20 protein-coding genes are annotated in these 18,685 nt (G+C 32.9%); 13 read left to right on the top strand and 7 right to left on the bottom strand.

Annotated features, from left to right (window positions below):
- Nucleotides 1–365: 365 nt before the first annotated feature.
- The 3 genes from HNP99_RS17305 (at nt 366) to HNP99_RS17295 (ending at nt 2,846) form a co-directional block, all read left to right on the top strand.
- A complete protein-coding gene (locus HNP99_RS17305; protein WP_217424440.1) occupies nt 366–1,301 on the top strand; it encodes an alpha/beta hydrolase in 936 nt (311 codons plus the stop codon).
- 124 nt (nt 1,302–1,425) lie between these two features.
- Entirely contained in the window at nt 1,426–2,151 is a 726-nt protein-coding gene (locus tag HNP99_RS17300) for a hypothetical protein (protein WP_173854704.1), read from the top strand.
- 185 nt (nt 2,152–2,336) lie between these two features.
- On the top strand, nt 2,337–2,846 hold the full coding sequence (locus HNP99_RS17295) for a DUF6933 domain-containing protein (protein WP_173854703.1): 510 nt from the start codon (nt 2,337–2,339) through the stop codon (nt 2,844–2,846).
- Nucleotides 2,847–3,047: 201 nt separating this feature from the next.
- Here HNP99_RS17295 and msrB read toward each other — a convergent pair whose 3' ends face one another.
- The 6 genes from msrB to HNP99_RS17265 all read right to left on the bottom strand — a co-directional run bounded on the left by msrB (nt 3,048) and on the right by HNP99_RS17265 (nt 10,235).
- On the bottom strand, nt 3,048–3,590 hold the full coding sequence (msrB, locus tag HNP99_RS17290; protein ID WP_173854702.1) for a peptide-methionine (R)-S-oxide reductase MsrB: 543 nt from the start codon (nt 3,588–3,590) through the stop codon (nt 3,048–3,050).
- A 4-nt stretch (nt 3,591–3,594) separates the two neighbouring features.
- A complete protein-coding gene (gene msrA, locus HNP99_RS17285) occupies nt 3,595–4,227 on the bottom strand; it encodes a peptide-methionine (S)-S-oxide reductase MsrA (protein ID WP_173854701.1) in 633 nt (210 codons plus the stop codon).
- 150 nt (nt 4,228–4,377) lie between these two features.
- A complete protein-coding gene (locus HNP99_RS17280; protein ID WP_173854700.1) occupies nt 4,378–5,340 on the bottom strand; it encodes a nucleoside hydrolase in 963 nt (320 codons plus the stop codon).
- A 5-nt stretch (nt 5,341–5,345) separates the two neighbouring features.
- Nucleotides 5,346–6,335 (bottom strand): phosphotransferase, encoded by a 990-nt coding sequence (locus HNP99_RS17275; RefSeq protein WP_173854699.1) that lies wholly within the window; start codon nt 6,333–6,335, stop codon nt 5,346–5,348.
- A 184-nt stretch (nt 6,336–6,519) separates the two neighbouring features.
- Nucleotides 6,520–9,495, bottom strand: coding sequence for a TonB-dependent receptor (locus tag HNP99_RS17270; RefSeq protein ID WP_173854698.1), 2,976 nt, complete (start codon nt 9,493–9,495; stop codon nt 6,520–6,522).
- A 44-nt stretch (nt 9,496–9,539) separates the two neighbouring features.
- Entirely contained in the window at nt 9,540–10,235 is a 696-nt protein-coding gene (locus HNP99_RS17265; RefSeq protein WP_173854697.1) for a TIGR04282 family arsenosugar biosynthesis glycosyltransferase, read from the bottom strand.
- A gap of 644 nt (nt 10,236–10,879) precedes the next feature.
- Here HNP99_RS17265 and HNP99_RS17260 point away from each other — a divergent pair.
- The 3 genes from HNP99_RS17260 (at nt 10,880) to HNP99_RS17250 (ending at nt 14,173) form a co-directional block, all read left to right on the top strand.
- Nucleotides 10,880–12,043, top strand: a complete 1,164-nt coding sequence (locus HNP99_RS17260) for a hypothetical protein (RefSeq protein WP_173854696.1) — start codon at nt 10,880–10,882, stop codon at nt 12,041–12,043.
- Nucleotides 12,044–12,594: 551 nt separating this feature from the next.
- Nucleotides 12,595–12,933 (top strand): P-II family nitrogen regulator, encoded by a 339-nt coding sequence (locus HNP99_RS17255; protein ID WP_173854695.1) that lies wholly within the window; start codon nt 12,595–12,597, stop codon nt 12,931–12,933.
- Between the two features lie 34 nt (nt 12,934–12,967).
- Nucleotides 12,968–14,173, top strand: coding sequence for an ammonium transporter (locus HNP99_RS17250; protein WP_173854694.1), 1,206 nt, complete (start codon nt 12,968–12,970; stop codon nt 14,171–14,173).
- A gap of 72 nt (nt 14,174–14,245) precedes the next feature.
- Here the strand turns inward: HNP99_RS17250 and HNP99_RS17245 are convergent, their stop codons facing one another.
- On the bottom strand, nt 14,246–14,569 hold the full coding sequence (locus HNP99_RS17245; RefSeq protein ID WP_173854693.1) for a hypothetical protein: 324 nt from the start codon (nt 14,567–14,569) through the stop codon (nt 14,246–14,248).
- Nucleotides 14,570–14,791: 222 nt separating this feature from the next.
- Here HNP99_RS17245 and HNP99_RS17240 point away from each other — a divergent pair, with 222 nt between their 5' ends.
- The 7 genes from HNP99_RS17240 to HNP99_RS17210 all read left to right on the top strand — a co-directional run.
- Complete coding sequence (locus tag HNP99_RS17240) at nt 14,792–15,052, top strand: heavy-metal-associated domain-containing protein (RefSeq protein ID WP_173854692.1); 261 nt, start codon at nt 14,792–14,794, stop codon at nt 15,050–15,052.
- A 135-nt stretch (nt 15,053–15,187) separates the two neighbouring features.
- Nucleotides 15,188–15,520, top strand: coding sequence for an ArsR/SmtB family transcription factor (locus tag HNP99_RS17235; RefSeq protein ID WP_173854691.1), 333 nt, complete (start codon nt 15,188–15,190; stop codon nt 15,518–15,520).
- Between the two features lie 18 nt (nt 15,521–15,538).
- Nucleotides 15,539–16,009, top strand: coding sequence for a DUF6428 family protein (locus tag HNP99_RS17230; protein WP_173854690.1), 471 nt, complete (start codon nt 15,539–15,541; stop codon nt 16,007–16,009).
- 18 nt (nt 16,010–16,027) lie between these two features.
- Nucleotides 16,028–16,660 carry an arsenate-mycothiol transferase ArsC gene (locus tag HNP99_RS17225; protein WP_173854689.1) on the top strand — a complete coding sequence of 211 codons (633 nt, stop codon included), beginning with the start codon at nt 16,028–16,030 and terminating at the stop codon, nt 16,658–16,660.
- Between the two features lie 2 nt (nt 16,661–16,662).
- Complete coding sequence (arsB, locus tag HNP99_RS17220; RefSeq protein WP_173854688.1) at nt 16,663–17,718, top strand: ACR3 family arsenite efflux transporter; 1,056 nt, start codon at nt 16,663–16,665, stop codon at nt 17,716–17,718.
- Nucleotides 17,719–17,968: 250 nt separating this feature from the next.
- Nucleotides 17,969–18,166 (top strand): hypothetical protein, encoded by a 198-nt coding sequence (locus HNP99_RS17215; RefSeq protein WP_173854687.1) that lies wholly within the window; start codon nt 17,969–17,971, stop codon nt 18,164–18,166.
- A 25-nt stretch (nt 18,167–18,191) separates the two neighbouring features.
- Nucleotides 18,192–18,685: XAC2610-related protein (locus tag HNP99_RS17210; RefSeq protein WP_463671064.1), on the top strand; the 494-nt coding region annotated here is incomplete at its 3' end.

Raw genomic sequence — 18,685 nt, 5'->3', positions numbered from 1 at the left:
ACTCGAAAACAAGCTGAACTAGGTTAAAACCTCGTCAAGCCTTGCAAAATAAAGAAAAAATAACTTTCAAATTATTTTTACCGGACAACAATGATAAATATTGAAAAAAATAAAGAAATAATTGATTTTTATTCATTAGCAAAATTATCTTTAGAAAGACATAATTTAACAAACTTACAAATAAAGACTACTGCCAACAGCCATTACAAGAGATTGGGGTTTTAGGCTGAATTTAAAGATGGTTTTGTACTTGGGAAACTTGTGCATAATGGAAAAATCTCGCATCTTTAATCCCAAACGTTTTGTAGAGCCAAGACGTTACTAGCAAGCGTGGCGCACCGCAAACAAAAAAAGAGCAGACAATTATGAATAGACTTATTGTGATAATTTTGACTTTTTTAGTTTTTTCTATTAGTTGTAATGGACAGAAAGTATCTATTCCAAAAGTTGAGAAAGTTTTTCTTGACGAAACCGATAAAACAAAAAATTGTTATACAATAATTTATCCTCCAAAACTTCCTTGGACAGGATATATATTTCTAATTCCAGGTTTTGGTGAAACAGCAGAAAAAGTTTTACAACAAACTGACTTACCTAACAAATTAGCATTGAACGGCATTTTGACAATTATTCCAACTTTCCAAGACGGTGTTTTATCTTTTGGAGTAGACAGCTTAAGCCAGCAAACTTTTAACAAAATGCTTAAAGATGTCACCTCTAAAAACAAACTTATTGACCAAAAATTATATGTTGGTGGGTTTTCAATTGGTGGTAGTTGTGTGATTAAATATGCTGAAAACGCAGAAATCAAACCAACAGCAGTTTTTGCGATTGACCCACCACTCGACTTTGAAAGATTTTATAATTCCGCAAAAAGAGATATTCGACTTTCAAAAGATAACGATGCCAATCAAGAGAATGTTTATATGATAGACAGACTTGAAAAAGAAACTGGTGGAAGTCCAACAACAAACCTCCCAGAATATTATAATATTTCGCCATACTCATTTTCAGATACAACTCAAAGAGCAATTAAAAAATTGATAAAAATGCCTTTGAGAATTTACATAGAGCCTGACATAAATTGGTGGTTGAAAGAACGTGGTGCAGACTTTACGGGTATGAATGCAACAGAATGTTCTGCAATGATTAATGAACTAAATAGACTTGGAAATCAAAGTGCAGAATTAATAACGACACAAAATAAAGGTTATAGAAAACCTGACAATAGAAGACATCCACATTCTTGGAGTATTGTGGATGATGAGAAATTAATAAAATGGTTACTAAAACAGAAATAACGCCAGCTGGTAACAGCTGTTTTGATATAGCTGGAATTATCGTTCCACATCAAATTTTCGTTAAACCGAAAATTGAGCGTTTACGAACTCTCATCCATCTCAAAATAACAAAACATTACACACGATGCTAAAAAAATTAATATCCATATCGGTATTTCTCTTAACTATGGTAACTTTTGGTCAAAAGATCAAAACAATAACTGAATTAAAAAATGAAAATGATACCTTAATAAAAGTTCGAGAAACTACATTTGACAATTCAGGTAACTTGATAAAAGAAATTACATTTGGAGGATTTGATGCCGTTTTAAAAACTAATCGGAATTATAATCAGTTTGTTGAATATAAAAATGGACAAAGAACTTTTGAATGTAATTGCGAAGATTTTGTTTCAAAAGATACTTGTGTAGTTCGTTCGTTTTCTACTTACAAATTCAATCCAAAAACAAAAATTGAAACAGAAACTAAATATGAGTCGGACTCATTAATACGATTCATACGAGAAATTAAGCAAGAAAAAAACATCACAATTTCAAAAACGAATTCTTGGGAATTTTCCCCTGTGAAAGTTCCAAATTATGAAACCGCAGCTGTTTTAACTGATACAGCCTATTTCGATAAAAAGAATCGAATTATCAAACGAGTAAATTCCGATGATAGTTTCAAAAATCCGCTGGTTGAAAAATATAAATATTCAAAAAAAGGATATTCTTGCCAAATTATCGGTGATAATAAAATTAAAACATTTAATATTCTTTATTCGAAAATACAGAAATTAATTGATAAGAATAATTTGAATTCTCGTTACAAAAGTTCAGCAATATATAAATATGAAATTGAATATTATTGAATAAAGCACTAGATATAACATCTTCTTGGTGAGAATGATATTTTAATAAAATTTCCATTTCGTATCAAGTTTTCGTTAAGCCAAAATTGAGTAATTACGAATTTCCAGTCCGCTCATTGTGGTAAAAAATAACTCGCAGCTTCAGATAAAATGAAGGATAAAAATTAAATGTAAAATTGATTTTAATGATAAATATATTTTGTACTAGAAAAACAGAAACTTTTATACCCGTAAAAAAGAAGGAAGAAAACGATAAAGAAAATGACGAAAATTGGATTTGTAATTTAATTTCTGTTGGTGGAAAGAAATCTTTATATTTCATTGATAAAAAAACACTTTATTCCATTTTAATCTTGAATGTAAAGAAGAAGGATTTAGTACGTTTAGAAAGTCTGTTTATGGAGGAATTTATTACTCAACTTAATAATGACGGAATTTTAAATGCTGAAAAGGAATTAATGATAAGAAATAAGTTCAGCGAAATAACATTTTATGGAACTGACAATGACCAAAAAACTTTAGGTACGTTAAGAGATAATGATTATCATATAAAACGCTTCATATCAGATAAAGTCGATAAATTACATTTTGCAAAAGAATACATGCATAAAAATATCAATAGAAGACCATTAGGAGCAAGAAAGTTTGCGTACGCTAAAGATTTAATGAAATCTGAAATGGAAAACATTAAATAGACTATCATTTAGATTATATTCGTAATGAGATTATAATAATTAAAGAAAGGAAATTTTAGCTATAAAATCACTCATAATGGTAGACTTTAATTCTTTATAAGGTTGAAAAATTGCCATTAAAACTTTACTTACTCTAAAACAAAAAGGCGTTTGTTTCAATGAAACAAACGCCCTTTCTACAAACAAACAATTAACCAATAATTATTTTGCTTCTTGGAATAATAATGACGCTGAGTTCATACAATATCTTAATCCTGTAGGACTTGGACCATCATCAAATAGATGTCCTAAATGTCCTTCACAACGGGCACAAACAATTTCTCCACGCATCATTCCTAAACTTTTATCAACAACTTCTTTCACTCTATTTTGATTGATTACGTCATAAAAACTAGGCCATCCTGTACCTGAATTAAATTTCGCTTTAGATGAAAACAAAGGCAATTTGCAAGCTGCACAAAAATAGTTTCCTTTTTTATGATTGTCATTAAATTCATTTTGATAAGGACGTTCTGTTCCTTTTTCACGTAATACATAGTACTGATTGGGTGTCAAAACTTTTTTCCATTCGGCGTCAGTTTTAGCTACTTTCTTCAATGAGGTATCTGTCAAAGACAAAACGGGTTGTTGTTGCATTGTAGTTGCTGTATCCGTATTTTCTTTATTGCTTTTATTTGCTTGCATACAAGCTATAAAGCCAAAGGCTATTACAGGTAGTAGCAAGATTTGCTGGTATCTTTTCATAATTTTAGTGATTTGCTTTTAACTTTCCTTTATATGTTTTTTTGAACTTGTTGTATCTCGGTACCGAAACACTTTTAACATACGGCTGATTTGGATTATTTTTCACATAATCTTGGTGGTAATCTTCCGCTTCATAAAAATCCATCACAGGTTTCACCTCGGTTACAATTGGGTTAGCAAAAACTTTATTGGCGGTAAGCTCTTTAATTTTATCTTCAATAATCTTCTTCTCTGTTGCGTTTTTGTAAAAAGCAATAGAGCGATAAGACGATCCTTTATCCGGTCCTTGCTGATTGGGAGTTGTAGGATCTTGTGAGGCAAAAAATACGGCAACTAACTCTTTATAAGAAACTACTTTTGGATCATAAAAAACTGCTACAGCTTCTGCATGTCCCGTTGTATTAGACCCAACTTCCTGATAAGAAGGGTTTTTAGTTGCTCCTCCTGAATATCCTGATACTGCTTCATCTACTCCTACCACAGCTTCAAAAACATGTTCACTACACCAGAAACAACCTTCGGCAAAAATGGCTACTGCTTTACCCTTTTTAGGCTCTAACGACAATTTTTTTGTTTGTGCATTACAACTCAAAATTGTAAACACTAGTACAACGTAACTTATTAATTTCATTTTCATCTGTTGTTATTTTTGTTTTTTCTATTAAATTTAATTCTGCTATCATCATGATTTTGCAATCAGTTATTGATATGCTTATTACACAATTGAATCTACAGTAATATACGACCGATTTCTAATTCTAGTTTTCAAACAAATCCTAAAGTTTTGTTAGTTTTTCACACTCAAGGTTTCCAATATCTTCTCTTCAAATCCTTGAAGTGCTCTTATAGCATAATCTACTTTCTTTTTGGTTTTGTATTTATAAGAGACTTCTAAAAAGTTTTTATAAGGAACAGCAGGTTGCACCTCAAGAGCATCATTCTTTCTATAATTTACTTTTATAGGAATGTCTCTGTAATACGTAAAATAATCAGGATGCGTTATCACTCCTAGAGTCGAACAATCAAAAGGAATAAATCCTCTAACGCCAAAATACTTTTCATTTTTCTCCATCCACGGCTGCACAATATCAAATAACCACTTATCAGCTTCTTCATTTTGATCTAAACTAGCCAAATCAATATTACCAATAAAGGTGTAAGAACTAGGTTCATATCCTGCAAAAACGAGCGGAATTGATGTGTCTAAAACAACATCCATTGATTTATAATCAAACTCATAGTTGTAATCAAAAACATTTAACTTTCCGTTTCCAGGATTAAAAGGTAAACCTGGTGTTCTAGCGGCGCAAATTGTTATTTTCTTAATTTGCGGAATAATATCTGGATGATTCTGAATCAATGTCGCAATATTTGTCATTGGTCCTAAAGCTAAAATAGTCAACTTTTCTTTCTTCAAAGCTGCATACAAAGCTCTCGTTCCATCATTTTCAACCCCCAAATCATTTGCATTTGGCGATCCTTTATACACCGGAATTGCAGCACCTTTATTATGCCATCCTAATATTTTATTGATAATAGGAAAACTATAATCAACATAAGTAATTGAACTGATGCCTACAATTTCAATTTGTGGTTGCTTCAAAGCCATAATCAATGTGATCCCGTCATCTACCTCACGAGCAGTTTTATCTGGCATTCCAATCATTAAATCTGTATCAAACCACACTTTAGTTTGTGCTTGCACTGATGCTGTGAGTAGCAATGCAAAAAGTATTATTTTATTTTTCATATTCTTTATTTTACTATTAAATCTTTAGCAAATGCTAATAAATCTGCTTTTGTTTTCAAATCCATTTTTAACGGTAATTGTGCCAGTCCTATTAATCTACGCATGATTTCGGTTCCTATAAATCCATTTAAAATCGTACTATTTAAATCCTCAAACGACTGGTAATTTTCTTTAATAAAAGCAATAGCCGACTCCTCTTGTTGGGTGATATAAAAATGCGCTAGCAGCACACCCAAGTCAAATTCGCGTAAGCCATAAAAACAAAACTCAGGATCGATAACTTTGATTCCGTTGTCCGTTTTTAACCAACTCCCAGGATAATAATCCCCATGCAATAAGTATTTCCCTTTTGATAAATACAACGAACCCAATCGCTCTATTTTATATTTTAAATCAGAGTCTTTCTTGTAAGGCATTGCAATTTCCTGTAAGCCTTGTTGCACTTGATCTAAATCAAAACCGTTTTCTTCTCTAAAAGGATATTCAAAAATATGTTCGTAATTAAGTGTTCGCATTTCAGTATTTGCAAGTTCATCATCCACTACTGTTTTTTGAAAACTTTGGTGCAAACCATTCAAATAACTCACTAATTGCTGTAACTCCTGCTCCTTAATTTTTTGGGATAAATTATATAAAACCGTATAATCATTCGACTTGCCTAAATCTTCCAAAGCGATCATATTATTCACTGCATCAACACCTAAAATTTTAGGCATGATATCCTGTACATCAGGCACAGTAGCAATTTTTTCATAAAAAGCACCCTCTGTAAGTACACGATTTGCAGGTGCTAAAACCTGTGGATATTTCTCAACATAACCTCTGGATTGCTTGATGATAAAAGAGCGCGAAGCCGTTTCTATGCGTAACACACAATTCATATTTCCGTCGCCAGGTTTTGATAAACTAACAACCGTTTCCCCATGCTCCAACCATTTTTGTTGGTGTAAATAAGCAGCCAATTCCTCTGGCTCATTTGCATTTAGTATAAACATATTTTTTTTATTAGTTGGGCGTTCCCGCCAGAAAAAGGCGGTCGGGCTATCCGTTATATTCCCAATAAATAAAAACTACGGCTAAAAAGCCTTGTTTTTCTAAATTGGGAGATACCACTCCTATCCCTAACGCAAATTAAAAACACCCTGCGAAACAACAACAGCTTACAGGATATTACTTTATTTAAAATAAATAACGCACTCCAAACTGAAACTGTCTTGGTGGCGAAGCATTTCGTTGTGTAAACAATCCGCTAGCGCTAGAACCACCTTGAATCTGGTTACTTTGAGTTGCATTATTACTGTATCCACTTAAATTTTCGGCATTCAATACATTAAAGATATCTACACGTAATTCTATCTTGTTATTTCCTGCAATGGTGATTTGGTGCTGAACTCCTAAATCAAAGGTAGTACTCCATGGCAAACGATCGTTGTTTCTACTTTCTCCTGGAAAACGGTCACTATTTCCTTGATAAGCATCTGAGAAACTTGCGCCATCCCCATTCAAATCAGTAGTACCATAACCAAGCGGAATTCTATTAATAGGTTGCCCACTTTGCAGTAATCCTGCTAGCGTAACTGTAGTTCCTTTAAAAGGATAGTAACTATAAATTCCGTTAATATTATGTGTTCTATCATTTACAGATGGTCCCCATTCATTAGCAAAATTATTCCCATCCGAAGCTCTAAAATTAATTCCCTCCGTATCATTTTTACTTGATGATAGCGTATAATTCAAGCGATAAGAATAATCATCAGTACCTCTTGCTTTTTGGTAATTGAAACTCATGGCATAATACCTTGATTTCCCTTCATTTTCACTTACAATAACGCTTCTAGCAATACCCGTAACGGTTTGTCCATTAATCACTGCACTCCCATTTGTAATAGGAATAGGTCGTGATGCATCGGCTTCAGCCTGAGTTCTAATCACTACATTATTAGGATCAATAGGATATTCGGCTGCGGCATTCAGGTTGCGCAAACGCGATAAATTTTCGCCTCTATTGTGTACTAAATCAATAAAAAATAAGCGCTCGTCCGTCAATTGCAATTGGTACCCCAACGCTAACTCATGAGAATACGAGTTTTTATAACCATTAGGATTTAAAATTCTGCGCTCGTTAGAAAAAATACTTTCCCTTTGTCCTTGCAAATCAGTTGCTGATGGTCCTTGTAAATAGTTTACTCCTGAAACAGTAGCAGCTAAATTCCCGTTATAAGTAATGCGGTCAATGTTTGTATCTGCTGGTAAAATCCCTAATCTTTTCAACTCTTCTAACTGCAGTTTGTAACTTTGAGAAGTGGTATTTTGCTGTAAAGCATCACTATAAAGAGCATAGTTCACTTTGTCATACGAGATCCCGTATCCACCACGTAAACTACTAGAGTTATCTAACTTATAATTAAAATTAAAACGAGGTGCTAAATTGTTGTAATCGCCTTTATCACTTCCTCCTTTAGACAAATTATCATAGTCGTAACGCAAACCTAAAGTAATATTTAATCTTGCAGAAACCGACCATAAATCCTCAATATAAGCAGAGTAAATATCTTGATTTGTCCCAAAAGAGGTTGGTCTTAACTCTACGTTATAATTTAAAACTTGGGCATCAAGCGGAATATCATTAATATTTAACCCACCACCTACTCCACTATTTTTAATAGCGTCAATTTGGTTTTGATCTAATTTCACTCGGTAGTTTCCTACTGGGTTTCCTCCTCCAAATAATTGGTGATCTCCTCTAATAAAATTCACACCCGCTTTTATCGTATGGTTCTCAGTATAATATTTTATTTTTTGTTGTAGTTGTACAGTGTTTTCGATCGCGTCAAAAACATAACCTGGATTTCCAACCACTCCTAATGTTTCATCATTAACACCCAAAATCGTTACTTGCGAAGTATTTGGATTAAAAGGCTTGGCATAATTCCATCTAAAACGGCTGTACTGTACATTAGACTCTCCAGAGAAATTACCAAACTTATAACTGTTTTTCAAGGCCAATAAAATACTATTACGGTCTTGCGTATTTCCTGCAGAACCAAAAGTAGAACCACCTTCTAAACCACCACCTTGGCGCTCAATCGCTACTCTACCTACATTAGCACGTAAAGAAGAGTTGAAGTTTGGGTTCCATATTTGGTCAATTTTAGTCGAAAAATAATCAAATGTATTGGTCCCTCTAACAGATTCTGAAACGCCCAACTCAGGTACATTCAATAAATTATCTTTGATATCTGTGGTGTGTTCAAAATTCACATAGTAAAATGTTTTGTCTTTCACTAAAGCACCTCCTACTCCTCCACCTGCTTGGTAACGAGCAAAACCATTTTTAACTTGGTTACCCGATAAATCTCTTTGTGCAAAACTTGATTTCCCATCAATTGACGGTCCCGGTCTTGTAATAAAAAAAACTTCTCCGGTAGTTTCATTAGAACCAGAACGAGGTGTAATATTTACAATTCCACTTCCCGTTAATCCATATTCTGCCGAAAAATTATTGGTTAAAACCGTAATATCTTTCACAAATCCAGACGGAATAGCAAATTTTTGCCCTCCAAGGAAACGTTCATTATTATCTAATCCATCAATTAAGTAAGACGTGTATCCTGAACTTGCCCCGTTAATACTCACATTTGGTGCTTCGGCATAAAAACCCGTTGCTTGTGAAACATTAGGCAAACGAAACAATACTCTTGTAATGTCTCGTCCTTCAACAGGGATTTGCTGAATTTCGGCTGCTTTCATTTCGAAAGAAACCTCGGCATCGCGGCGGTTAATTTTGGCCGAAGCTCCTTTAGTTACCACAACTTCATTTAGTTCATTAGATTCTTTGGGTGCTAGAACCAGGTTGATATTTGGAGCTTGATTAGAACGTACACTAATCATTTCTGATTTTTGCGCAGCGTAAATTAAAGTCCCTTCAAAAATAACTTGGTAACCGTCTAAAGCGGGAATTCCTCTAAAAGTAACTTTCCCTTGTACATTAGCGGTTTGTTGTAAGGTGCTATTACGAGAGCTGTTTACTAATAAAACAGTAATATCAGCAACTGGTTTTTGTGTATTAAAATCTATGATTGAGACAGATAAGTCTTCTTGAGCGACCGCAAATGTGGAGACACTCAGTAATAAAAACAGAAAAAATTGTTTCATTTAAGTATGGTTTTGGATAAAAATTTTAAAATAAAAGCTAAAAATTACACCAGTGCGGGTGAACCTTTATTAAAATTAAATCCAAGAATATTGTAGGTATACTGTTCATTAAAAAATGATTTTAATGAATGTTGGTAAAATAATAAGGAGCATAAGCTGTTTATAAAACTACTAAAAAAAGAAAATCCTTTAAGTATATTATTAAAATCAGCTAAAGTATTAAAATCAGACAAAAGGGAAAGTGCCTTGTAATCCTCAAAAGAAAGTGTCTTTAATTGTTCTAAAACGTGGTTTGTGTGCCAATCAATTTTAGAAAAATGCGACTTATCATACTTCGCTTTAGAAACTCCTATTAAATAAGTTCCTCCTTTAAAATCAGGTCCAAAAACCCAATTATTTTTTTGAAGTTCCTCATTAGCTTCGGTTATAATTTTTGACGTAAGTCCAGGCGAATCATTACCTATGACAATTACTTTTTTAAATCCTTGATTAAATACCGACTCAATTGCATGACTTAATTTATCACCAAAGTTTGTTCCTTCTTGGGTGTTTTCGTCAGATATAAAATAAGGCAGTTTTGTTTTACGAACTGTTTGTAAAACTCTTTGATTCAATTTATGCCATAACAAATCATTCTGCCTTTTGCTAGAAGCAATAGGTTTCAAAGCACTTTCTACCTTGTCGCTTTGCGCGAAAAGTAACACTGCAGTTGAGGAAATATGTTTGTTATTCAAATTCATACAATTAATAAGACGTTCAAAAATTGTATTCCTGACACCACTTTTAATAAACTATTAAAATAATTTATAAACTAGTTTCAAATATACTACCTAAAATCTTCATAAACACTTACGTTTTATTTCTCACCTTAGTTTTACCTTTAGAATTAATACATAAGCAGCTTTGCTGTTTTTATATTACAAACAAGTAAAAAAAGCCATTTAATCTATTGAAAAGCAAACTCCTACCTAGAATTAATTCATTATATAAACTTTTTATTTTTACAAGAAATTTTAAAATGTAAAAGTGTTATCGACACAAATTAAATTATAGCTATGCTGATATCAATTGTACAATTACCTGAGCTGATAATGACTATTGCATAAAGAATCCACCCAGTGTATAAAACTCCGTTTAGACTATCTTACTCTGATTTCTAGCTCAATATAACAGGCTGATAATCAATAATAAAAGTACTGAATAGGCAAATTGATATTATTTTATACCTTTGTGCCATGAATAAAACTATTACATTACAATACTTAAAAAGTAAATCTTCACGCAGCAATTCGTTATTTTGCTTCCTAACTAAAAAGAGAATCCCTTCTTAAATTAGTACTTTCTTCTCGACTTATTTCATTTTTTAATTCCAAAAAAAAAGTAGATGTTTTCAAAAATTACATTGATAATGGGCTTTATGCTATTATCAACAGCAACTATTTATGCTCAAGAAAAACCCGAAGTTACCATAGGTGGTGCTTTACGATTCAATTACAATTTATCCTCATGGAAAGAAGGTCAAAAAAAACGTGGAGGTGATTTTGGTTACGACGTTTTTAGGCTTAACGCCAAAGCAAAATACAAAGGAATAAAACTAGATGCTGAATACCGCTTGTACTCCGAGGGTTTTGGGGGCGGAATGTTAAAACAAGGTTGGCTAGCTTATGATTTTGATGACAAAAACGAAATCCAAGTGGGCTTAACACAAGTTCCTTTTGGGAATACTACTTACAACTCCCATAACTGGTTTTTTAGTGTAAACTATTATATAGGACTTGAGGACGATCATGATATGGGAATTAAATTTACTCACACCGCTAAAAAATGGAATTATGCTTTAGCCTTTTTTAAAAATGCCGAAGAATTACAATTTGGAAGTAATTCTGATGTTTCTGATAGACGTTATTCATATGACGTGGCCTCGATAGATGTAGATGGTGACGGCGTTTTAGATTTACGAAATAAAGAAGTAAACCAAGTCAATGGCCAACTTAACTATATTATAGGTAACGACAGCATCAGTCATAAAATAGGTACATCGGCACAATTTGGCGGATTGTACAACTTAGATACTCAAGAAATGGGCTCGCATTATGCCCTAGCATTGCAATACCAATTGAAATACAAACGTTTTGGCGTTAAAGCCCAAGTGTCAAAATATAAAAAATCGACAAAGGGGCCTCTTGGCGAAAGCAAAGAAATAATAGCCATGACAGCTTATGGAGCTCCCTACCTAGTTGCTGCAGCTGGAAACACTTATACTTTAGGAGTACAATATACCTTACCTGTGCAATGGGGACCGGTATCATCATTACAATTCTATAATGATTACGGATATTTAGAAAAACTGAATTCTGATTTTAACGATTCTGCTATGAACGTAACTGGCGTTTTAGTTAGTGCTGGAAATGTATACACCTATTTTGATATGGCCGCTGGTAAAAACCAACCTTGGTTAGGACCAGTGTGGAAAACTGCATTTACTGATGGTACACCAAGTGCCAATTGGGAAGTTCGATTTAACATGAATATTGGATACTACTTTTAAAAACAGTTATTGTTAAAAAACATACTCTGAAATTATATCATTTAATTTCAACTACACTCTTAAAAAAGCTAAAACAGCCTTTACTCCTTCTTGGATTAAAGGCTTTTTTTATGTCTTCTATTTAAAAACAGCATAAATAAAATTACGTAAAAAACGCTTACATTACAACTACACCCCCCGTTAAAATTACACAAATCCACCATAAACAACACAATAAAACAACAATACCCTTAGTAAAAAGAGGGGTAATTAAAAATAATTGGTTATGAATACAATAATATATTAAAGTTTAAATACGTAATAAGCAGTTTTTTGAAGTGATTTTTTGTAATCGATAATTCTGCTCAAAGCAAAGCAAAAAGGGTTCTGTTTTTTTTATCTCTTAAATAAAAGTTAATAAATTCGTCTTCGTCAAACGTTAAATAACTTACTAAAAAGCGTGTTGGCAAAGGATTGTTTCTTTCGAAAAAAAAAGAAAAACCTTAAAAAATAAGAGCACTATTATTATAGAAAAACCGAAAACCAATTAAACAATTTAAACCAAGAAACGAATGAAGAAAATTGAAGCAATTATTAGAAAATCAAAATTTTCTGATGTAAAAAAAGCATTGCACGAAATAGGAATTAACTTTTTTACCTATTGGGATGTTACCGGAGTGGGAAACGAACAAGAAGGTCATGTTTATAGAGGAATCACATATAGTACCACAGACATACAAAGAAGGTATTTATCGATCGTAGTATCTGATCCGTTTCTTGAAAAAACAGTAAACGCAATTCTGGAATCAGCCTACTCAGGAATGGTGGGCGATGGTAAAATATTTGTTTCAGAAGTACAAGAAACTTACCGAATAAGAACCAAAGAAAAAGGAACAGACGCTGTAAACTAATGCGTTTTTAAACTAATAAATAAAATTTTACAATATGGATACGAATACTGCAATGGATTTAATGTGGGTGTTAATCTGCGGAATATTAGTGTTTTTTATGCAAGCTGGTTTTACATTAGTAGAAACAGGCTTCACAAGATCAAAGAACACTGGGAATATTATTATGAAAAACCTAATGGACTTTTGTATAGGGAGTCTTGCTTTTTGGGCAATTGGATATTCATTAATGTATGGAGACTCTATAGGAGGATTAATAGGAAATGTAAGCCAATATGCTTTTTTTGATAGTCTTCCTGACATGCACAGTTTGTTTTTTCAAACGGTATTTGCTGCTACTGCCGCAACTATTGTTTCTGGTGCAATTGCTGAAAGAACAAAATTTACAACCTACTTAATTTTCTCATTATTGATGACATTGGTAATTTATCCCATTTCAGGTAGCTGGGTATGGAATGCAGGTGGATGGTTAGCTCAAATGGGCTTTACTGATTTTGCTGGTTCGACTGTAGTTCATGCTGTGGGTGGTTTTGCTTCTCTTGTAGCAGCTGCACTTGTAGGCCCTAGAATAGGAAAATATACTGATGGACAATCTAATGCCATTCCTGGACACAACCTAATGTTAGGAGCATTAGGAGTTTTTATCCTTTGGATGGGATGGTTTGGTTTTAACCCAGGATCACAATTAGCAATCTCTGGAGACAATGCTTTTAAAGTGGCTGAAATATTTATCACAACAAATTTAGCAGGTGCTGCTGGAGCGATAGCCGCTATGTTTTTAACTTGGATCTTTTACAAAAAGCCAGATATCTCCATGACTTTAAACGGAGTCTTAGCTGGATTAGTAGGGGTCACTGCAGGATGTGCAGCTGTTAACCCAATGGGAGCACTATTCATTGGTTTAATATGCGGAATTGTTGTTGTATTTTCTATAGAATTCATAGACAAGAAATTAAAAATCGATGATCCAGTTGGTGCGATATCTGTACACGGAGTTTGTGGTGCATTAGGTACGATATTAGTTGGAGTATTTGCTACTGACGGGGGTTTGCTTTACGGCGGTGGTTTTGATAAATTGATTGTTCAAATTACAGGTGTTGCTGCTATTGTTGCATGGGCATTGGGAGCGTCTTTTGTTGTTTTGTTTATCTTAAAGAAAACAATGGGATTGAGAGTTACTAAAGAAGAAGAAATTGACGGATTAGATATTCATGAACATGGAACGAATGTTTATAATGAATAATTACTTTTTAATATAAACAATAAACCCGCCCCTAATTAGGAGGCGGGTTTATTGCTTAAAATCCAATCAAAATTACGCTTTGTCTTCTTCTAAATCATTGTGATTGTCTCCACCAATGCTGTAATAATTATTCTCTTCATCCTCACTACCTACAGCTTCTTGAGCATCATCTAATTCTGATCCAGGCACATCTAGATCAGCTCCTGACATGTCCTCGTTAAAGTCTTTCTCATTACGTTGCCCTTCAGGGCTAATAGCAACAGTAATTTTCTTTTTAGTGATATCCTCTGGATTAACATCTCCAGCTTTTTCTAATTGATTGTAGATGTCTTCGCTTGGGGGATACAATAACGGTTCTAATGATTTTTCTAAATCTTTTTTATCTTTATTTTCCATGATACTTTATATATTAATTAATAATTTGTTCTTATTATATTAAACAATCTAGTTAGTTTACTTAATTATAAGGAACCTAAATTTACAATTCATTTTAAAAACAAGCAGTAAAACATTCATATTTTATAACAAATAAGTACCACAGTATAAATTCTTGCGTAGTTAAAATGAGTAACTTTATAAGTCTAATATAAAGAGACTAATTTAAAAAAAAACATACTCATGGGCTTAATAGACGACAATGTGATTCCAGGTAATCACGGTAAAATTTTTGGAACAAATGCTAACGAATCATCCGACTTGGCTATTATTAAAAAAAGACTTCTTGAACTTGATGGGATAAGTAACATTGTACTTAACGAATCAATATTTCCAAAAGAGTTCACTGTCTTAACTGATAAATTAGTTACAATTGAAGCAATTGAAGAACAAGTGAAATCAACCGGTTTTCACGCTATTCCTAAATCTTCATTAGAACTATAATTACTTTACTATTATAACATTAACGCCATAGTTTACCAATGTAAGCTGTGGCGTTTTGTTTTGTCAATAAAAAAACGCAACTAATTGCTGTCATTAAATTTTAATATCGTAATATTGCAATATAAATATATAACGATGGGTATTACTAAAACAGAACATTTTACAGAAGAGCAAAACGAACTAGCCATTTTGGCCAAAGCCATTGGTCACCCAGCTCGTATTGCCATAATCCAGCATCTAATCAAAGTCAATAGTTGCATTTGTGGCGACATTGTAAATGAGCTCCCGCTGTCTCAACCAACGGTTTCTCAACACTTGAAAGAATTAAAGAATGCGGGACTCATCAAAGGAAACTTCGAAGGAAATGCCATTTGTTATTGCCTTAATGAAGAAGGCTTTGCTAAAATAAAAGGCTTTTTTGAACACATCAACACCTATTTAGAAAATAAAAAAACACAATGTTGTTAATTATAAAATACCTGAATTATGAAACTATCTGAAATTAAAAAACAATTAGTTACGCTAGAAAACGTTACGTTTCAATTACCAAACGGAACCTATGTTCCAGAAAATTTTCACGTAACCGAAGTGGGTTTAATCACTAAAAACTTTATTGATTGCGGTGGAAAAGTTCGAAAAGAAACGGTTGTTAACTTTCAATTATGGAATGCCAACGATTTGGAACACCGTTTGAAACCAAAAAAATTATTGGGCATCATTGAATTATCTGAAAAAATATTAGGAATAGAAGACAATGAAATTGAGGTTGAATACCAAGCGGGAACAATTGGTAAATATGATTTAGGTTTTAACGGAACCGATTTTGTTTTATTAAACAAACTAACCGCATGTCTTGCTGAAGATGCATGTGGAATTCCTGAAAGCAAACAAAAAGTAACCCTATCTGAAATTCCTGTTCAAAACAATAGTTGTACTCCGGGCGGAGGATGTTGTTAAACTAAAATTACAATTAAAATGGCGCCATCAAAAACACAAATTTTTCCTGATATCGAAAAGGAAATTCTCTCTTTTCATCCAGAAAACATCATACAAGATCGCAGAACTACACTACAGCCGCTTATTGATTATATCCAGATAAAAATAAGCAATCAAGAGGAAGTGCGTCTAAATTTTATTTGCACACACAATTCTAGAAGAAGCCATTTGTCCCAAGTTTGGGCACAAACGGCTGCTTCTTATTTTAATTTTAGCAATGTATTTTGCTATTCAGGCGGTACAGAAGCAACTGCTTTGTTTCCAATGGCTGTAAAAACATTAGCAAATTCAGGGTTTAAAGTAACGGCACTTTCAGAGGGTAACAATCCTATTTATAGTATAAAATATACTGATAATGAACATCCTATAATTGGCTTTTCTAAAACCTATGACAATCCTTTTAATCCACAAGCAGAGTTTGCTGCAATTTTAACTTGTAATCAAGCAGATGGCGGTTGCCCTTTTATTGCGGGTGCCGAAAAAAGAATTGCCATCACGTTTGAAGATCCAAAAGCTTTTGATAATACTCCACAACAAGCAGAAAAGTATCACGAAAGAAGCATGCAAATTGCTACGGAACTTTTTTATGTTTTTTCACAAATAAAAAAATAATTATGTCGGCAAATAATTGCGCTCCCGTTGTAGAAAGAAAAAAATTGGGTTTCCTAGACCGTTATTTGACCCTTTGGATATTCCTGGCCATGGCAATTGGTGTTGGTATTGGCTATTTTATTCCGTCAAGTTCCAATTTTATCAATTCTTTTTCAAGTGGAACCACTAATATACCGTTAGCGATTGGATTGATTTTGATGATGTATCCTCCTTTGGCAAAAGTAAAATACGAACAAATGGGACAAGTTTTTAGAAACACTAAAGTGCTTGGTGCTTCATTATTTCTAAACTGGATTATTGGCCCCGTTTTAATGTTTGCGTTAGCATTAATTTTCTTAAACGGCTATCCAGAATACATGATTGGTGTTATCCTTATTGGCTTAGCCCGTTGCATTGCTATGGTAGTTGTATGGAATGATCTTGCCGATGGAGATCGCGAGTATGCCGCTGGGTTAATTGCCTTAAACAGCATTTTTCAAGTATTACTATATAGTGTTTATGCCTATATTTTTATCACCGTACTTCCACCCTATTTTGGTTATAATGGTTTTGCTGTGAATATCAGTATTGGCCAAATTGCAGAGAGCGTGGGTATTTACCTCGGAATTCCGTTTGCATTAGGCATCATCAGTCGTTATACATTAATCGCTTTAAAAGGCGAAGATTGGTTTCAAAATAAATATGTCCCTTTCATATCACCAATTACATTGATTTCTTTACTTTTTACAATTGTAATTATGTTTAGTTTAAAAGGCGAATTAATCGTTCAAATTCCCATGGATGTGGTTCGAATAGCGATTCCGCTAATCATTTACTTCACCATCATGTTTATAGTGAGCTTTTTCACAGGAAAATATTTTGGAGCTGATTATTCGAAAAGCACTGCAATTGCTTTTACCGCAACAGGAAATAATTTCGAACTAGCCATTGCTGTAGCTATAGGAGTTTTTGGTATCAATAGCGGACAAGCATTTGCTGGCGTTATTGGTCCATTGGTAGAAGTACCTGCACTGATTGCATTAGTAAACGTTGCTTTCTGGTTTAGAAAAAAATTTTAAATAAAACGTTCTCTTTATTCTAGCTATTAGGTAGGGATGAAAATAAGTTTTTTAGGGTAAATAAGAAAACTAAAAAACAACTAAGTAAGTTGAAGGTTTAAAAGTCTGAAAGTGAAAAGAATAAATCTAACGAACAATAACTAAAAATAAACTAATTAAATTATTTTAGTAGATTTAAAAATACTACATTATACAATAGTTGTGCATAACTTACCGCAAAGGAAAAAACTGACAGAAATCAACCTAAAAAATGAAAAAACTGTACTTAATTTTATTCTTGTTTATATTTTTTGGTTTTAACAAAAAACTGGAAAATCAAAAAAAAAATACTAAAACAACAGAAATTGAAAAAGTTAAAGTAAATGAAATTGAAGAACATTTTATAGATAGTACAAAAATTGGAATAAATGGAGAATTTAAAATTGACTTAAAAAAAAATCAGATGTAAAGACAGGGTTTATGTAGAAATTAAAATGTTTAAAAAACAGAATTCAAAATGGCATATTATCCAAAGCTTTGAATTTCTAAAAGATGGTATTTTAAGTTGTGATCCAGAAATTACAGATTTCAATAATGATGGATTTAACGATTTAACTTTTCAATCCTCAATTGCTGGAAGAGGTGCAAACACAATTAGAAAGTTATTTATTTTTGAAAGGAATAGTGGAAAATTAAAATTTATCAAAAATTCAGAAAATTTTCCAAATATAAGATACAATAAAGAATTAAATTGTATCGATGCTTTCAGAGTTTATGGAGGAGCACAAACTGCTTTTGCAAAAATAGAAAATGATACATTGCGAGAATTTGCAAATATTGAAATATATAACGACACACTAAAAGTTAAAATTATAGACAAAAATGGAAAGGAAAAACGGTGGATTCAATTAACAAATGCAACCTCATGCAGATTGTTTAAGTTTTTGCTCAAAAATTTCATTTGGACTTTTAAAACCAAATCTTTTTC

Source organism: Flavobacterium gelidicaeli (genome assembly GCF_013294005.1).
In the GTDB taxonomy this organism is placed as follows: Bacteria; Bacteroidota; Bacteroidia; order Flavobacteriales; family Flavobacteriaceae; genus Flavobacterium.
Note: the sequence above shows the minus strand (reverse complement) of the source record. Positions and strands in the feature narration are given on the sequence as shown.